At 72.0% G+C, this 16,270-nt stretch carries 13 protein-coding genes; 1 reads left to right on the top strand and 12 read right to left on the bottom strand.

All coding sequences use genetic code 11. The annotated features are described in order from the left end of the window. Window positions 1-3: 3 nt before the first annotated feature. The 10 genes from ACWC97_RS20950 to ACWC97_RS20905 all read right to left on the bottom strand — a co-directional run bounded on the left by ACWC97_RS20950 (window position 4) and on the right by ACWC97_RS20905 (window position 12,060). Window positions 4-462: a hypothetical protein gene (locus ACWC97_RS20950; protein WP_450650822.1), complete on the bottom strand. Its 459-nt coding sequence runs from the start codon at window positions 460-462 to the stop codon at window positions 4-6. A 260-nt stretch (window positions 463-722) separates the two neighbouring features. Then, window positions 723-3,056 carry a xanthine dehydrogenase family protein molybdopterin-binding subunit gene (locus tag ACWC97_RS20945; protein WP_450650820.1) on the bottom strand — a complete coding sequence of 778 codons (2,334 nt, stop codon included), beginning with the start codon at window positions 3,054-3,056 and terminating at the stop codon, window positions 723-725. Next, on the bottom strand, window positions 3,053-4,921 hold the full coding sequence (locus ACWC97_RS20940; RefSeq protein ID WP_450650818.1) for a 2Fe-2S iron-sulfur cluster-binding protein: 1,869 nt from the start codon (window positions 4,919-4,921) through the stop codon (window positions 3,053-3,055). The genes ACWC97_RS20945 and ACWC97_RS20940 overlap by 4 nt, the downstream gene beginning before the upstream one ends. Continuing rightward, window positions 4,918-5,814 carry an FAD binding domain-containing protein gene (locus ACWC97_RS20935; RefSeq protein WP_352273692.1) on the bottom strand — a complete coding sequence of 299 codons (897 nt, stop codon included), beginning with the start codon at window positions 5,812-5,814 and terminating at the stop codon, window positions 4,918-4,920. Before ACWC97_RS20935 ends, ACWC97_RS20940 begins: the two co-directional genes overlap by 4 nt. A 345-nt stretch (window positions 5,815-6,159) precedes the next feature. Beyond that, window positions 6,160-7,824 carry a beta-N-acetylhexosaminidase gene (locus tag ACWC97_RS20930; RefSeq protein ID WP_450650816.1) on the bottom strand — a complete coding sequence of 555 codons (1,665 nt, stop codon included), beginning with the start codon at window positions 7,822-7,824 and terminating at the stop codon, window positions 6,160-6,162. 3 nt (window positions 7,825-7,827) lie between these two features. After that, window positions 7,828-8,676, bottom strand: coding sequence for a carbohydrate ABC transporter permease (locus ACWC97_RS20925; protein ID WP_352273690.1), 849 nt, complete (start codon window positions 8,674-8,676; stop codon window positions 7,828-7,830). Continuing rightward, complete coding sequence (locus ACWC97_RS20920) at window positions 8,673-9,620, bottom strand: carbohydrate ABC transporter permease (RefSeq protein ID WP_352273689.1); 948 nt, start codon at window positions 9,618-9,620, stop codon at window positions 8,673-8,675. Before ACWC97_RS20920 ends, ACWC97_RS20925 begins: the two co-directional genes overlap by 4 nt. Before the next feature lie 2 nt (window positions 9,621-9,622). Next, a complete protein-coding gene (locus tag ACWC97_RS20915; RefSeq protein ID WP_450650815.1) occupies window positions 9,623-10,927 on the bottom strand; it encodes an extracellular solute-binding protein in 1,305 nt (434 codons plus the stop codon). Window positions 10,928-11,178: 251 nt separating this feature from the next. Further along, a complete protein-coding gene (locus ACWC97_RS20910; RefSeq protein ID WP_352273687.1) occupies window positions 11,179-11,469 on the bottom strand; it encodes a DUF3039 domain-containing protein in 291 nt (96 codons plus the stop codon). 30 nt (window positions 11,470-11,499) lie between these two features. Beyond that, window positions 11,500-12,060, bottom strand: coding sequence for a YqgE/AlgH family protein (locus ACWC97_RS20905; protein WP_352273686.1), 561 nt, complete (start codon window positions 12,058-12,060; stop codon window positions 11,500-11,502). Window positions 12,061-12,336: 276 nt separating this feature from the next. On the opposite strand from ACWC97_RS20905, the gene murA reads away from it, so the two are divergent. Next, window positions 12,337-13,677, top strand: a complete 1,341-nt coding sequence (gene murA, locus ACWC97_RS20900; protein ID WP_352273685.1) for a UDP-N-acetylglucosamine 1-carboxyvinyltransferase — start codon at window positions 12,337-12,339, stop codon at window positions 13,675-13,677. A 223-nt stretch (window positions 13,678-13,900) separates the two neighbouring features. Here murA and ACWC97_RS20895 read toward each other — a convergent pair whose 3' ends face one another. Then, on the bottom strand, window positions 13,901-14,182 hold the full coding sequence (locus tag ACWC97_RS20895) for an HU family DNA-binding protein (protein WP_003968811.1): 282 nt from the start codon (window positions 14,180-14,182) through the stop codon (window positions 13,901-13,903). A 344-nt stretch (window positions 14,183-14,526) separates the two neighbouring features. Beyond that, window positions 14,527-15,963: an NAD-dependent malic enzyme gene (locus ACWC97_RS20890; RefSeq protein ID WP_352273684.1), complete on the bottom strand. Its 1,437-nt coding sequence runs from the start codon at window positions 15,961-15,963 to the stop codon at window positions 14,527-14,529. Between the last annotated feature and the right edge of the window lie 307 nt (window positions 15,964-16,270).

The following is a 16,270-nucleotide window of genomic DNA, read 5'->3' as shown; positions in this document are numbered from 1 at the left end:
ATGTCACTGACTCTTCGCGTGGCCGCCGACGGCGCCCGTGTCCGCGTACTTGAGGTTCAGCTTCCGCATCTCGCCCTTGACGGCGTCATCGGTCGACAACAGGTCATGGCCCACCTGCTCCAGAATCTTCTGAAGTGCGCCGCACCGCTCGCTGACTCCCTCGGCGTACTTCTTCCAGGAGTCGTACACCTCTTTCTGCGCGGCCGCACTCAGACAACCCGTGGGTGCGCCGAGCCCCGCCTGGCCGTTCTCCAGTCGGGTCAGCGCGGTGCCGATGCTGCGGCGGAGCGAGCCCACCTCTTCCCCGGCCGTGACCCACGCCTTCCTGCTGGACTTCAGAGCACCTGTCACGGCACCGGGGCCGACGGGTGGAGGATCCGACGGAACGTGGTTGATCTGCATCGCCACGGACTGCCGATCGGTCACCTCGGCTTTGATCTGCTCCCACTCGTCCCACGCCATGCGCAGCCCTCCGTTCCCCCTGCGGATCTCTCCGACCAGGAACACTACATCTCACCGTCAGTACGCAAGCCATTCCTGTCCGCGTCTACTTTCAGGGCGAGTTGACGGGGGCGCCCTCACGTCTTTCGCGATCTCGTGGGTCCCCCGCAGCGTGGCGAAGCCGTCTGCCGCAGGCGCTCCCTTGCCTCCGTCACGCCCGAACTCCGAGCCACCGCTCCCAGCCGTCAGAGGTCACGGGTGCAACGCCACGCGCGCGGAGCTCAGGAGTTGGGTGCGGCGACGGCCGCCTGGGGGCGGATCGGGAGGCGGTTGACCGGGCGGCCGGTGGCCGCGCGGACGGCGGCCGCCACCGCCGCGGGGGAGGTCACCACGGGGACCGCGGAGGCGGGCTTGGCGCCGAAGGGGGCCACCACGTCGCGTTCCTCGACGAGTTCGACGATCCGGATGTCCGGGGCGTCCAGCGTGGTCGGGAGCGCGTACCCGGTGAGGTCCGGGTGGCGGACCAGGCCGCGGGCGGTGCGGAGGTTCTCGGTGAGCGCGGCGCCGATGCCCTGGGTGACCCCGGCCTCGATCCGGGTCGCGAGCTGCGCCGGGTTGAGGATCCGGCCGACGTCCTGGGCGACCGCCATCTCGACGACCCGGACGGAGCCGATCTCGATGTCGACGTCCACCACCGCGCGGATCGCGCAGAAGGCGAGGCCGACGAAGGCGTCGCCCTGGCCGGAGGCGTCCAGCGGCTCGGTCGGGTGGGGGCGGCACTGGGCGGTGGCCCACAGCTCCTTGCCGTCCATCGCCTCGGTGACCGTGGTGGAGAGCACCCCGTCGTAGGAGGTGATCTTGCCGTCGGCGATCTGGAGCAGCTCCGTGGACATGCCGAACTTGTGGGCCAGCGGCTGGAGGAGCTGGGTGCGGACCATCTTCGCGGCGCGCTCCACCGCCCCGGCCGACACCCAGGTGTGGCGGCCGTGCGTCGCCGGTCCGGCCGGAGGCTGGTCGGTGTCGACGGAGGCCACGTGGACCTCCTCGATGCCCAGGGTCTCCTGGACGACCTGGCGGGCCAGGGTCGAGAAGCCCTGCCCGGTCTCGACGGCGGCGCAGATGACGGTGGCGATGCCGTCGTGGACCCGGACCGTGGCCGTGGAGACCTCGTCGGCGCCCTCCGCGCCCAGCATGTGGACCATGCCCAGCGCGTAGCCGACGCCCCGGCGGACCGCACCGGGCTCGCCCGCGCCCTCCAGGCCGCCGGGCAGCAGCCAGTCGCCCTCGGGGGTGTCCTTGGGCAGCGCGGGGAGCGGGAAGTCCCGTACGGCGGTGAGGAGTTCGGCGACCGGGGCGGGGCAGGTCACCGTCTGGCCGGTGGGCAGGATGTCACCGGTGGACAGGGCGTTGCGCAGCCGCAGTTCGGCCGGGTCGATGCCGAGCTTGGCGGCCAGCTTGTCCATCTGGCCCTCGTACGCGGCGCAGACCTGCATCGCGCCCTCGCCGCGGACATGGCCCGACGGCGGGTTGTTGGTGCGGACCGCCCAGCCCTCGATGAAGGCGTGCGGGACGACGTACGGGCCACAGGCGAAGGCGACGGCGGCGGCCAGCGACTCCGAGGAGGACTCGGCGTACGGGCCCGCGTCGAGCAGGATCTGCGCCTCGACCTTGACCAGCCGTCCGTCGGCGTCCGCGTGGTGGCGGTAACGGAGCAGGGTGGGGTGACGGTGGGAGTGGCCGAGGAAGGACTCCTCGCGGGTGGCGGCCAGCTTGACCGGGCAGCCGGTGCGCAGGGCGAGCAGGCCGAGCGGGAGCTGGAAGCCGGGCTCCTCGCGGTCGCCGGTGGCGCCGGGGACGCCGGTGACGACGATCTTCACCCGCTCGGCTTCGAGGCCGAAGCAGGCGGCGGCGAGGTCGCGGTCGGCGTGCGGGTCGGTGGAGGCGGTGTAGATCTCCACGCCGCCGTCCGGGCGGGGCACGGCGAGCCCGGCCTCGGCGCCGATCGGGGCCGGGTCCTGGCGGCCGATGCGGTACAGGCCCTCGACGACGACCTCGCCGGTGACCTCGGGGTCGCCGTACTGGAGCGGAATGTGGCGGATCAGGTTGCCGTCGGGGTGCAGCGGTTCGGCGGCGAACGCCTGCTCGGGGTCGGTGACCGGTTCCAGGACCTCGTACTCGACGGCGATGGCCGCGGCGGCGAGCCGGGCCGTGTCGGGGTGGTCGGCGGCGACGGCGGCGATCGGCTCGCCGTGGTGGCGGACCAGGTCGGAGGCGAAGACCGGGCGGTCGACGACCCGGCGCCCGTACAGGCTCTCGCCGGGGATGTCCGTATGCGTGATGACGGCCCGTACGCCGGGCATCGCGGCGGCGGCCGAGGTGTCGACGGACCGGATGCGGGCGTGCGGGTGCGGGGAGCGCAGCACGGCCGCCCAGAGCAGGCCCTCGGCCCACAGGTCGGCGGCATACGGGAAGGTGCCCTCGGTCTTCGCGCGGGCGTCGGCGGGCGGCAGGGAGACGCCGATGCCGAGCGCGGGCGGTTCGGCGGGGCCGTCGAACGCCGGGGTGGTGATCCGTGTGCTGGCGGCGTTGGCAGCGGTGGCTGCGTCGTTGCTCACGCCATGCCTCCGTCCTGGGCGTGCGTCTCGCTACCGGCCCCGGGGGCCGCCTGATGCGGGATACCGGCCTCGTCGGGCTCCGGGGACGTGGAGTCCGACGAGGCGGCGGCGTGGAGCGCCTCGCGGCCCGCGATGACCTCGTTGACGGCGTCGAGGACGCCGCGGTAGCCGGAACAGCGGCAGAGGTTCCCGCAGAGCGCCTGGCGCGTCTCCAGTTCGCTGGGGGCGTGGTTGCCCTCCAGCAGATCGTGCACGGTCATGGCCATGCCGGGGATGCAGAAGCCGCACTGGACGGCCCCGCACTTGGCCAGGGCCCGCTGGACGTCGGAGGGTTCACCGTCCACGGCGAGGCCCTCGACGGTACGGACCTCGCTGCCGGCCGTGGTCGCCGCCGGGACCAGGCAGGAGGCGACGAGCCGGCCGTCCACCTGGACGTTGCAGGCGCCGCACTCGCCCTGCGAGCAGCCGTCCTTGGCCCCGGCCAGGCCGAGGCGCTCGCGGAGCACGTAGAGGAGCGATTCGCCGATCCAGGCGTCGCTGACCGGGCGGTCGGCGCCGTTCACGTGCAGGACGTAGGAGACGGCGGGGTGCTCGTCGGGGAGGCCCGGCTGCACCTGGGGGTCGGCGTCCTCCGGGCTGTCGGCGGCCTCGGCCTCGGGGGCCTCCGTGTCCGCCGGGGTCCGTGTGTCCCCCGGGGACGGGGCGTCCTCCGGGAGCGTGGCGGGTTCGGCCTCCGCCTCGGGCTCCGGCGCCACTTCCGGTGCCCGCTCGGCGGGGGCCTCGTCCACGGCCGGAACGGGCCCGGCCATGGGCTCCGCCGCAGGTTCCGGAACGGGCTCCGGAGCAGGCCCGGAAGCGGCCTCCGGCACGGCGTCCGCGACCGGCTCTGCCACGGGCGCCGCCTGAGCGACCGCCTCCGCCACGGAGGCCGGTCCGGGCTCCTGAACAGGTTCCGGTTCCGGTTCCGGTTCCGGTTCTGGTTCCACGACGGGCACGGGCGCGGCTACGGGTGCGGGTTCCGGCTCCACGACCGCGGCCGGTTCCGGCTGCACGGTCGGTTGCGGCTGGGCGACGGGCTCCTGCCGTACGGCCGGTTCCGGCTGCGTCGCCCACGGGGCGGGGGCGCCGCCGGGCAGCGTGGCCGAGGGGCTCTCGTTCCCGTACCACTGCGCGGCCAGCGCCGAGGCGGCGAACTCGCCCGACTCCTCGGGGAGTTCGCCCTCGGCGACCGGGATCGTCCACTGCCCGGTGTGCCCGCCGTGGCCCGGGTGCTCACCGGCCGGAGCGGCGTGCGGCGCCTGCCCGGCGGGGAGGCCGTACTCCGCCGACTCGGTGAAGTTCCACTGTCCGGTCGCCTGTTGCCCCTCCCCGTACTGCTCCGGAGGAAGCTGTGCGAACGGGTCGTGCGGAGGCTGGGGTGCGTGCGGGGTCCGCGGGTCGTGCGGGGCCTGCGGTGCGTGCGAGGCCTGCTGGGGGTGCTGGGCGGTGTGCGGGGCGACGGCCTGCGGGTACTCGTAGCCGTAGTCGTACGGCCCCTGCTGCTGGTTCGGGTCCGGCCAGTGCACCGCGCCGCCCTGGGACGGCTGCTCCGCGGTGCCCGTCTCCGGCTGGTGGTCCGGCTGCGCCCAGGTGCCGGTGGCCGTCGGGTCCAGCCCGGCGGCGGGCGTCAGCGGCACGATCATCGGCGGGACGTAGCCGTGGCCGGGGGCGGCCAGCGGAATGTTCGCCAGGTCCTCCGGCGACAGCTGGACGAAGGCGGTCGCGCCGTCGTCGTACTCGCCGCCCTGCGGCGTCGGCTGCCAGCTGCCGTGGCGCAGGTGGTCGTCCTGGCGGCCGTGTTCGTCGTTGCGGTCCTCGGTGGTCACGACAGTGCCCTCCCCAGCGCGCGTCGGGCCAGCGCGGCGACGGTCCGCCGCAGGTGCAGTACGGCGGGGGGCAGCGCCGGCGCCTCTCCCCCGTCGGCGGGCGGTTCATGGTCCGGGACGCAGGCCGCGGCGACGTACTCGCCGAAGGCGGCCAGCGCGTCGGGGGCCAGTCCCCGCTCCCCGTCCCAGTCGATCAGCGAGGCGATCCAGTGCTCGGCCTCCAGCGGGCGCAGCGGCATCGGCGCGATGGCGCCGACCGCGCAGCGCACCCCGCGCCGGGCCGGGTCGAGGACGATCGCGACGGAGGCGGTGGCCCGGCCGGGGCCGGTGCGGCCGGTGGCCTTCAGGAAGACCTGGGGGGCGTGCAGCAGCGGGACCCGGACGAAGCCGATCAGCTCGGCCGGTTCGAGCATCGCGCGGCCGGCCAGCAGGTGCGAGACGGGGATCTCGCGGCGGGTGCCGCCCGGCCCGGCGACGACCAGCTCGGCCTCCAGCGCGGCGAGCACCGGCAGCGCGTCACCGGTCGGTGCCGCGGTGGCGATGTTGCCGCCGAGCGTCCCGGCGTTGCGGATCTGGGGCGGCCCTGCGGCGCGGGCCGCGGCGGCCAGGGCGGGGATGAGGGCGGCGAAGTCGGGCCGCCCCATGCGCGCGTGGGTGAGTCCGGCGCCGAGCAGGGCGTGGCCGTCCTGGTAGTGCCAGCCGCGCAGCTCGCTGATCCGGCCGAGGCCGACCAGGCCGGAGGGGCGCAGCAGCCCCTTGTTGACGGCCGCCATCAGGTCCGTTCCACCGGCCACGGGAACGGCGGCGGGCATGGCGTCGAGCGCCGCCACGGCCTCGTCGAGCGAGGCCGGCAGCGTCACCGACTGCGGCGCCTGCGGTGCGTGCGTGGTCAACCCAGCTGCCCCTTCCCGGTGTCCCGGCTGTCCGGCTGTTTGGCCGTACGGTACGTGCTCGAAGCCCGGACGTGGCAACTCTGGCACATCTTCGGATCGGACCGGCGCGAGGGTCCGCGAAGGGCACATCCCTCCTCGATCGAGGGAATGTTCCCGTTTCGGACTGATTCGGTGTGGAGTGTGAATTGCCGCTGTTCGTCGCCGCTTGTCGCGGTTGGAACGGGGCGGTGTCCCCTCGCGCCACGCCCGCGCGGCAGGGCGAGTTCCGGACAAAAAACCGCCGGCCGACGCACCCGCCCAGGGTGCGTCGGCCGGGGCCGGGGCCGGTCGGGCCGGCGGCCGGGATCACACGTTCGGGGGTGGTCCGTCGAGAGGGCGGCCCAGCACTCCGGGTCGCATCTGCCGGGGCAGCGGTCCCTCCGGGCGCCGGTAGTCGACGCCGAGGGCGTCGAGCCGGGGGTAGTGGGCGGTCATGCGGCGCTCGAAGTCCGCGTAGTCCCGTTCGGCGGGGGCGGGCAGCGGGGACCAGGCGACCTCGGCGAAGGCGGCGAGGCGCGGGAAGACCTGGTAGTCGACGCGGGCCCGGTTCTGCATCACCTCGGTCCAGACGTTGGCCTGGGTGCCCAGGATGTGCCGGGCCGCCTCCTCGGAGAGGCCGGGCGGTACGGGCTCGAAGCGGTAGACGTCCTCCAGGGTGCGGATGAAGCCGATGGGCATCGGCTCGTCGGGGCCGCCGTCCTGACGGTGGTCCAGGTAGACGTGCTGCTCCGGGCACATGACGACGTCGTGGCCCGCCTCGGCGGCGGCGACGCCCCCTCGGTAGCCGCGCCAGGAGGAGACGGCGGCGCCCGCCGGGAGGCCGCCCTCCAGGATCTCGTCCCAACCGATCAGCCGGCGGCCCCGGGCGGTGAGCCAGGCGTCGAAGTGACGGATGATCCAGGACTGGAGCTCGTCCTCGTTGGCCAGGCCGAACTCCTCGATCCGGGCCTGGGCGGCGGGCGAGTCCTTCCACTGCTCCTTGCGGCACTCGTCGCCGCCGATGTGGATGAACGGCGAGGTGGCGGCGGGGAAGAGGTCGAGGACCTCTTCGAGGACGCCTTCGAAGAAGTGCAGGGTGGTGTCGGTCGGGGCGAGCACGTTGGCGTTGATGCCCCAGGTGTCCCAGACGGAGAGGGCGGCGGTGTCGACGACGTCCGCGTTGCCGAGCTCGGGGTAGGCGGCGATGGCGGCCTGCGAGTGGCCCGGGATGTCGATCTCGGGGACGACCCGGATGTGCCGCTCGGCGGCGTACGCGACGATCTCGCGAATGTCGTCCTGGGTGTAGTAGCCGCCGTGCGGGGTCTCGTCCCACAGCTCGGAGGCCCGGTGACCGTGCTTGGTGCGAGGCCGCCAGGAGCCGATCTCGGTGAGCCGGGGGTGGCGCTTGATCTCGATGCGCCAGCCCTGGTCGTCGGTGAGGTGGAAGTGGAAGACGTTGAGCTTGTGGGCGGCGAGGAGGTCGAGGTAGCGCAGGACGTCGTCCTTGGGCAGGAAGTGCCGTGCCACGTCGAGCATCATGCCGCGCCAGGGGAAGCGGGGGTGGTCCTCGATCCGTGCGGCGGGGACGGAGCGCGGCGCCCCGGGGGTGACGGGGGCCCGGCGGAACGCCTCCGGGCCCAGGAGCTGGCGGAGCGTCTGGGCGCCCCAGAAGACGCCCGCGGGGCTGCCGCCGGTGATCTCGACGTACTGCCCGGTCCCGGTGGTCAGGCGGTAGCCCTCGGGCTCCAGCGCCGGGTCCAGGCGCAGCCGTACGGAGTTGTCCCCCGCGTCCCCCGCGTCCTCCTCGTCCCCGGAGCCGCCGGGGGCGAGGGCCAGTCCGAAGGCGGCGCCGAGCGTGGAGCGCAGCCAGCGTTCGGTGCCCTCGGTGCCGGGGGCGGCGGAGATGGTGGTCGACGGGTCGAACTGGAAGCCGCGCCGCCCGTCGTCACCGGTGTGCACGGGGGCGGGGATCAGGCCCTTGTCCAGGTCCATGAGTCAGTCCTTTGTCGCTCCGCCGAGTCCGGAGACCAGGCGGCGCTGTACGAGTACGAAGAAGACCAGTACGGGGACGGTCATCACGGTCGATGCCGCCATGATCCCTCCCCAGTCGTTCTCATCGGGTTTGAAGAAGACCAGCAACGCCATCGGCAGGGTCGACTGGGAGGTGTCGCTGATGATGAACGACTTCGCGAACAGGAAGTCGTTCCAGGTGGAGATGAACGAGAAGACGCTGGTGGCGACGAGGCCGGGGAGGACCAGCGGGAAGAGGATCTGCCAGAGGAAGCGGGTGCGGCTCGCCCCGTCGAGGTACGCGGCCTCCTCCAGCGCCTCGGGCACCGCCCGGACGAATCCGCGCAGCATCCAGATCGCGAACGGCAGCGAGAACGCGAGGTGCGGCAGGATCAGCGCGCCGAGGGTGTTGAGCTGGCCGAAGTCCCGCATCAGGAAGAACAGCGGGATGGTCAGAGCCTCGACCGGCACCATCTGCGCGATCAGGAACATGATCAGCAGGGTGGTGCGGAAGCGGAATCTGAACCGGGTGACCGCCGTCGCCGCGAGGAAGGCGACCAGCGCGGAGGCGAGGACGACCGTGCCGGCGACGATCAGGCTGTTGAGGAAGTACCGCCCGAAGTCCTGCTGCTCGAAGACCCGGCGGAAGGAGTCCAGGGACGGCGCGAACGTCCAGGGTCGGGGGCTGGTGGACTGGATCTCCCCGGCCGGTTTGAGGGCGGAGAGCACCATCCAGTACAGCGGGAAGGCGACGGCGGCGGCGATCAGCAGGGCCGCCGCCTCGGCGGCCAGCCGGCCGGGCCGGCGGATGAGCGGTGTGCTCCGGGCGCTCACAGTTCCTCCCCCTGGCGCCGTACCAGGCGCAGGTAGACCAGCGTGACGGCCAGCAGGATCAGCAGCATGACGACGCCGATGGCGGAGCCGAGGCTGTACTGCGAGGAGGCGAACGCCTTCTGGTACGCGTACACGTTGAGCACCAGGTTCTGGCCCGCGATGCCGCCGCCGTTGGTCATGACGTAGATCTGGGTGAAGACCTTGAAGTCCCAGATGATCGACTGGATGGTGACGACGACGAGGATCGGCCGCAGCATCGGGGCCATGACCGAGCGCCAGATCCGCCACTGCGAGGCGCCGTCCAGCGCCGCCGCCTCCAGCACCTCGGTGGGGATCGCCCGGATGCCCGCGTACACCGTCACCATCACGAACGGGAACGAGCACCACAGGACTTCCAGGAGCACCAGGGCGAAGGCGCTGTAGCGCCCGTACGTCCAGGAGAAGTCGCCGAGCCCCAGCACCCGGTTGACCGGGCCGAAGTCGGGGTCGAAGAGAAACACCCAGACGGTGGACCCGGTGATCGCGGGCGTCGCCCAGGCGCCGAGCGCGGCCACCATCAGGACGAGCCGGGGCACGGCCCTGATCCGGGTCAGCAGGACGGCGAGCGCGCAGCCGACGAGCAGGGTGGAGACGACGCAGGCGGCGGCGAAGAGCACGGTGGCCAGGAGGACCTGCCAGAACTGGCCGTCGCCGAAGAGTTCGGCGTAGTTGCCCAGGCCCCGGAAGGTGGTCGGTTCGCCGCCGCTGACCTGGGCCTGGGTGTACTCCAGGAAGGAGATCAGGCCGAGTTGGTAGATCGGGTAGACGAGCAGCCCGCCCAGCAGGACGAGCGCGGGCAGCAGATAGAGCCAGGGGGTCCAGCCGGAGCCGCGCGCCCGGTGCGCGGCCCCGGCCCCGGCCTTCGCCTTGGCGGTGGTGCGGGGTGCGGTGCTGGTCGTGGTCATCGTCAGCCCGCGTCGGCGAACGCGGCGTCCATCTTCTTCGCCGCGTCGTCCGACGCCTTCGCCACGTCCTTACGGCCGCTGACGATCTCCTGGAACATCGTCGGCAGCACCAGCGAGGCGTCTATCTGCCCCCAGCCCGGCGAGGCCGGGACGAACTTGGCGCCCGCGTCGAGCGTCCGGACGAACGGTTCGACGAACGGCTCCTTCTTCGCGACGGTGTTCCGCACGTCGGTGTAGGTCGGCAGGAAGCCCATCGCGTCGAACATCTTCTCCTGCGTCCGCTTGCCGGTCAGCGACTTCATCAGGTCGACGGCCAGGCTCCGGTGCGCGCTGCTCTTCAGTACGCCGATGTTGTTCCCGCCCGCGAACGCGGGGGCGACGGAGCCCTCCGTGGTACCGGGCAGCGGGACGACGGCGTACTTGCCCTTCACCGAGCCCGCCTCCACGGCGGCGTGGCTGAAGTCGCCGCCGATCGCCATGGCGGCCTTGCCGGAGGCGAAGGCGGTGACGGTCGCGTTGCCGCCCATCGCGGCGCACTTGGCGGCCGGACAGTTGTCGTCGCCGAAGAGCGAGGTGTACGCCTCGATGCCCTTGCGGGCCTTGTCGCTGTTGATGGCGGCCTGGTACGTGCCGCCGTTCTCCTCGGCGAGTTCGCCGCCGGCCGCCCAGATGAACGGCATCGCGCCGTAGGTGTACGCGCCGCCGACCGCCAGCCCGTACAGGTCCGGCTTCTTCTTGTGGATCTTCTTCGCGGTGGAGATCAGCTCGGCCTGGGTCTTCGGGGCCTCGATGCCCAGCTCCCGGAAGACGTCGGTGCGGTAGTACAGCGCCCGTACGCCGACGAAGAGCGGGGCGCCGTAGACCTTGCCGCCGACCGTCACCGACTGGCGGGCGACGGGGTCGGTGTCCGCGGCCTCGCCCCAGGCGGCGAACTCCTCGCTGATGTCGGCGAGTCCGCCGTCCTTGACGTATCCGGCGGTGTCGGTGTTGCCGTACTCGATCAGGTCCGGGGCGCTCTTCGGATCGTTGAAGGCCGCCTTGATGCGCTGGGCGCGGGTGTCGACGGGGATGTACTCGATCTCGGCCTTGGCGCCCTTGTGGGCCTTCTCGAACTCGGCGACCGCCGCGTCGACGACCTTCTCCTTGGGCTTGTTGCCGACCTCCTGGAACAGCCAGACCCGCAGGGTGCCGGACTTCGCGTCCCCCTCGGCCTTGTTGTCGGACGTCTGCGGCGCGCAGGCGGTGGCGGTGAGCCCCGCCAGGACGAGCGCCGCGACCGGGGCGGCAATTCGGGCAGACAGTTTCATCCGGGAACCCCTACCGGTAGGTGTTGCAACATACGCAACGGGCGTTTCGTACTGCACAACTGGCAGGAGAGTAGGTGCGCACGCAGATGCCGACAAGTGGTCTCAACCACTCTGTGACCCGGTGGAGCAGCCCGTGCAACGCGGCGGACCTGCGGACGGGGCCGCCCCGGGCAACGCGAAGGCCCCCGGGGTGCGTGTGGAAACGCGCCCCGGGGGCCCCGAGCGATACGGCCGAACGGCCGGAAGGACCGCTACTTCTTGTCCTTGCCGCCCTTGTCCTTGTCGCCGCCGGCGCCCATGGACTCGTAGATCTCCTTGCACATGGGGCAGACGGGGTACTTCTTGGGGTCGCGCCCCGGCACCCAGACCTTCCCGCACAGTGCGACCACGGGGGTGCCCTCCAGGGCACTCGCCATGATCTTGTCCTTCTGGACGTAATGGGCGTAGCGCTCGTGGTCGCCGTCGCCGTTCGACACCTGCGGCGTCGGCTCCACGAGGGTTCCGGTACCTGCCCCGCGCTCGGGCTCGTCAAGAGTGCTCATAACCGCCAAGGGTACCGATCGTCAGGACCTTCAGTTCAGCGACGGGTCGTCCGGGTAGGTGGCGATCATCGCCAGCTCGCTGCGCTGACGGCGCAGGACCGCACGCCACAGGCGCTCGGGGCGCGGGGAGGAGACGTCACCGGGTTCCGACTCGACCACGTACCAGGCACCCTCGGTCAGTTCGGCCTCCAGCTGCCCCGGGCCCCAGCCCGCGTAACCCGCGAAGATCCGCAGCGAACCGAGGGCCGCCGCCAGCAGTTCCGGCGGCGCCTCCAGGTCCACCAGGCCGATCGCCCCGTACACCCGGCGCCAGCCGAGCGGACCCTCGTCGCCCGGGATGACCGCCACGCCGAGCGCCGAGTCCAGCGAGACCGGACCGCCCTGGAAGATCACGTCCGGCTCGCCGGCCAGGCCCGCCCAGGGCGTCAGGATGTCGCGGACGCCCACCGGGGTCGGCCGGTTCAGGACCACGCCGAGGGAGCCCTCCTCGTCGTGGTCGAGGAGGAGCACCACGGCGCGGTCGAAATTCGGATCCGCGAGCGCGGGTGTGGCCACGAGCAGTCGCCCTGTGAGCGAGGACACCTCGGTCATGGCAGAAATGATCCCGCATCTTCGCCCCGCGCGGGCACCGGGCGGGGCGCCCCGCCACCCGGCAGGACGCGGCGCAGCTCAGGGCGCACGGGTGCACGGGGAGCGCGCCCTGCGGAGGGCCATGCGGACGGTGACGCTCCGCAAGACCCGGGGAGCAGAGCGTGTTGTGGCGGATTCATGACGTTCGTACACCCCCCGTTCTCTTACGGGGAGGGGGTGGCGGCCCATTACTCTTTCGTTTGGCCCCCTGCCCGACCACTCCGGAACGCGAGATTCATGACCGGCACAGACGATGTCCTGCTTGTCCACGGCGGAACCCCGCTGGAGGGCGAGATCCGCGTCAGAGGCGCCAAGAACCTGGTGCCGAAGGCGATGGTCGCCGCGCTGCTCGGCAGCGGGCCCAGCCGGCTGCGCAACGTGCCCGACATCCGGGACGTGCGGGTGGTCCGGGGGCTGCTGCAGCTGCACGGTGTGACGGTCCGTCCGGGTGACGAACCGGGCGAGCTGATCCTGGACCCGACCCATGTGGAGAGCGCGAACGTCGCCGACATCGACGCCCACGCGGGCTCGTCGCGCATCCCGATCCTCTTCTGCGGCCCGCTGCTGCACCGGCTCGGCCACGCCTTCATCCCCGGGCTGGGCGGCTGCGACATCGGCGGCCGGCCGATCGACTTCCACTTCGACGTGCTGCGGCAGTTCGGCGCGGTCATCGAGAAGCGGGCGGACGGCCAGTACCTGGAGGCCCCGCAGCGGCTGCGCGGCACCAAGATCCGGCTGCCGTACCCGTCGGTGGGCTCGACCGAGCAGGTGCTGCTGACGGCGGTGCTCGCCGAGGGCGTCACCGAGCTGTCCAACGCGGCCGTGGAGCCGGAGATCGAGGACCTCATCTGCGTACTGCAGAAGATGGGCGCGATCATCTCGATGGACACCGACCGGACCATCCGGATCACCGGTGTGGACCGGCTGGACGGCTACACGCACCGGGCGATCCCGGACCGCCTGGAGGCGGCCTCCTGGGCGTCCGCGGCGCTGGCCACCGAGGGGAACATCTACGTACGGGGCGCGCAGCAGCGCTCGATGATGACCTTCCTCAACACCTTCCGCAAGGTCGGCGGCGCCTTCGAGATCGACGACGAGGGCATCCGCTTCTGGCACCCGGGCGGCCCGCTGAACGCCATCGCCCTGGAGACGGACGTGCACCCCGGCTTCCAGACCGACTGGCAGCAGCCGCTGGTGGTGGCCCTGACGCAGGCCACGGGCCTGTCCATCGTCCACGAGACGGTGTACGAGTCCCGGCTCGGCTTCACCTCCGCGCTCAACCAGATGGGTGCGCACATCCAGCTCTACCGGGAGTGCCTGGGCGGCTCGGACTGCCGCTTCGGCCAGCGCAACTTCCTGCACTCGGCGGTCGTCTCCGGCCCGACCCGGCTGCAGGGCGCGGACCTGGTCATCCCGGACCTGCGGGGCGGTTTCTCGTACCTGATCGCCGCGCTGGCGGCGCAGGGCACCTCGCGGGTGCACGGGATCGACCTGATCAACCGCGGCTACGAGAACTTCATGGAGAAGCTGGAGAAGCTCGGCGCGAAGGTCGAGCTGCCGGGCGGCCCGCTGGTCTGAGCGCGGGCGCCGGAGGACTACCGACGGGGGTCCGGGACACTGTCCCGGGCCCCCGTTCCCGCGTTCCGGGGCCCGTGCGGGCCGGGGCGGACCGGACGCGCCGCCGGGCGGGCCTTCGCAGAGGCACAGAACGGGGCCCTGGCGGCCGGTACACCGAAGGGCGGTCACCCGGGATGGGTGACCGCCCTTCGTCGCGCCTGTGGGGCGATGAGGCTGTGAAGCCTTACTTGCCCTTGGCGGCTTCCTTGAGCTTCGAGCCCGCGGAGACCTTCACGCTGTAGCCGGCCGGGATGTTGATCGGGTCGCCGGTCTGCGGGTTACGAGCGGTGCGAGCGGCACGGTGGGTGCGCTCGAAGGTCAGGAAGCCGGGGATGGTGACCTTCTCGTCGCCCTTGGCGACGATCTCACCGACGGTCTCGGCGAGCGCGGCCAGCACGGCGTCGGCGTCCTTGCGAGTCACCTCGGCGCGGTCGGCCAGGGCGGCCACCAGCTCACTGCGGTTCATGTTTGTTACTCCCGTGTTCTTCTTGCCTGTGAGGCGTGAGATCGAAGCCGATGCTGCCAGGGCCCTCGGACAGTCCCCGGACCCGGGTCTGTCGTCAGACCCTCGCGCCCGATTACGCATCCTGCCCCCACCTGCGGCGGTAACGCCAATCCGGCACCCTCCGGAGTCACACGAAAAGCGCCAGGGCCTCGCCGTGGTGACGTTCCGTCGACTCTCCGGAAGCGTTCCGCAGTGGGTGCGGGACTCACCGGTTCGCGCCGCCCGCCCACCCTAAAGGGGCGTTTGGGGCGGCGCGTCCCGCGACGCGCCGTAGTCGGCGGCCCGCCGGGTCGGGGCGGCGCGGGTCAGACGCGGTCGCCCGCGCCCTTCGTACCACCGGCGGCCGCCCGCGCGGCGTCCCGGACGGCACCGGCGACGGCACCGGCGACCCGGTCGTTGAAGACCGACGGGATGATGTAGTTGGCGTTCAGCTCGTTCTCGGCGACGACGTCGGCCAGGGCGCCCGCGGCGGCGAGCATCATCTCCGTGTTGACCGTCCGGGACTGGGCGTCCAGCAGGCCGCGGAAGACACCCGGGAAGACCAGCACGTTGTTGATCTGGTTCGGGAAGTCGGAGCGGCCGGTGGCGACAACTGCGGCCGTCTCGCGGGCGATTGCCGGGTCCACCTCGGGGTCCGGGTTCGCGAGCGCGAACACGATGGCACCCTCGGCCATGGCGGCGACGTCCGCGCCGTCCAGCACGTTCGGCGCGGAGACGCCGATGAAGACGTCGGCGTCGACCACGGCCTGCTTGAGCGTGCCGGTGACGGACTCCGGGTTGGTGTTGTCGGCGATCCAGCGCAGCGGCGAGTCGGGCGCGGCGGAGACCAGGTCCTCGCGGCCGGCGTGCACCACGCCGTGGATGTCGGCGACGACGGCGTGCTTGACGCCCGCGGCCAGCAGGAGCTTCAGGATGGCCGTACCGGCGGCTCCGGCGCCGGACATGACGACCCGCACGTCCCCGATGCCCTTGCCGACCACGCGCAGCGCGTTGGTCAGCGCGGCCAGGACGACGATCGCGGTGCCGTGCTGGTCGTCGTGGAAGACCGGGATGTCCAGGGCCTCGCGCAGCCGCGCCTCGATCTCGAAGCAGCGGGGGGCTGAGATGTCCTCCAGGTTGATGCCCGCGAAGCCGGGGGCGATCGCCTTGACGATCTCGACGATGGCGTCGGTGTCCTGGGTGTCCAGGCAGATCGGCCAGGCGTCGATGTCGGCGAAGCGCTTGAAGAGGGCCGCCTTGCCCTCCATCACCGGCATGGCGGCCATCGGGCCGATGTTGCCGAGGCCGAGGACGGCGGAGCCGTCCGTCACGACCGCAACCGTGTTGCGCTTGATGGTCAGGCGGCGGGCGTCCTCGGGGTTCTCGGCGATCGCCATGCAGACCCGGGCCACACCGGGGGTGTAGATCATCGAGAGGTCGTCACGGTTGCGGATGGGGTGCTTGGACGCCATCTCGATCTTGCCGCCGAGGTGCATCAGGAACGTACGGTCGGAGACCTTGCCCAGGACGACGCCGTCGATGCCGCGCAGCCCCTCGACGATCTCGTCGGCGTGCGCGGTGGAGGTGGCCGCGATGGTGACGTCGATCCGCAGCTTCTCGTGGCCGGAGGCGGTCACGTCGAGACCGGTGACCGACCCGCCGGAGGACTCCACGGCCGTGGTGAGCTGGGAGACCGCGGTACCGCTCGCGGGCACCTCCAGCCTGACCGTCATCGAGTACGAGACGCTGGGCGCCGTTGCCATGGCCGAGACCTTCGCTTTCCTTAGCTTCATTGCTGCGCGGCCGGGGCGCTCACCTCGGACACGCTTTCCGATCGTCGCACCTACTGGCGGGTAGCCGGTAATCGACTGCCGCACTTCGGAAACCTTTTTCCACCATACGAGAAGTCATGGCTTCAGCGGAAGCCCCGACCGGAAACGGACCCGCGAGAACAGGCCCGCCCCCGCACCCGCCGACGCGCCCCGCGCGCCCGCCCCGGGTGCGTCCCGCAAACGAGAACAGACCCGCGCCACCGAAAGGTGACGCGGGTCTGTCGTCGAGCTGTACGAC

This window comes from Streptomyces sp. NPDC001108, from assembly GCF_053598535.1.
This window is presented reverse-complemented; position numbering and strand designations above follow the sequence as displayed.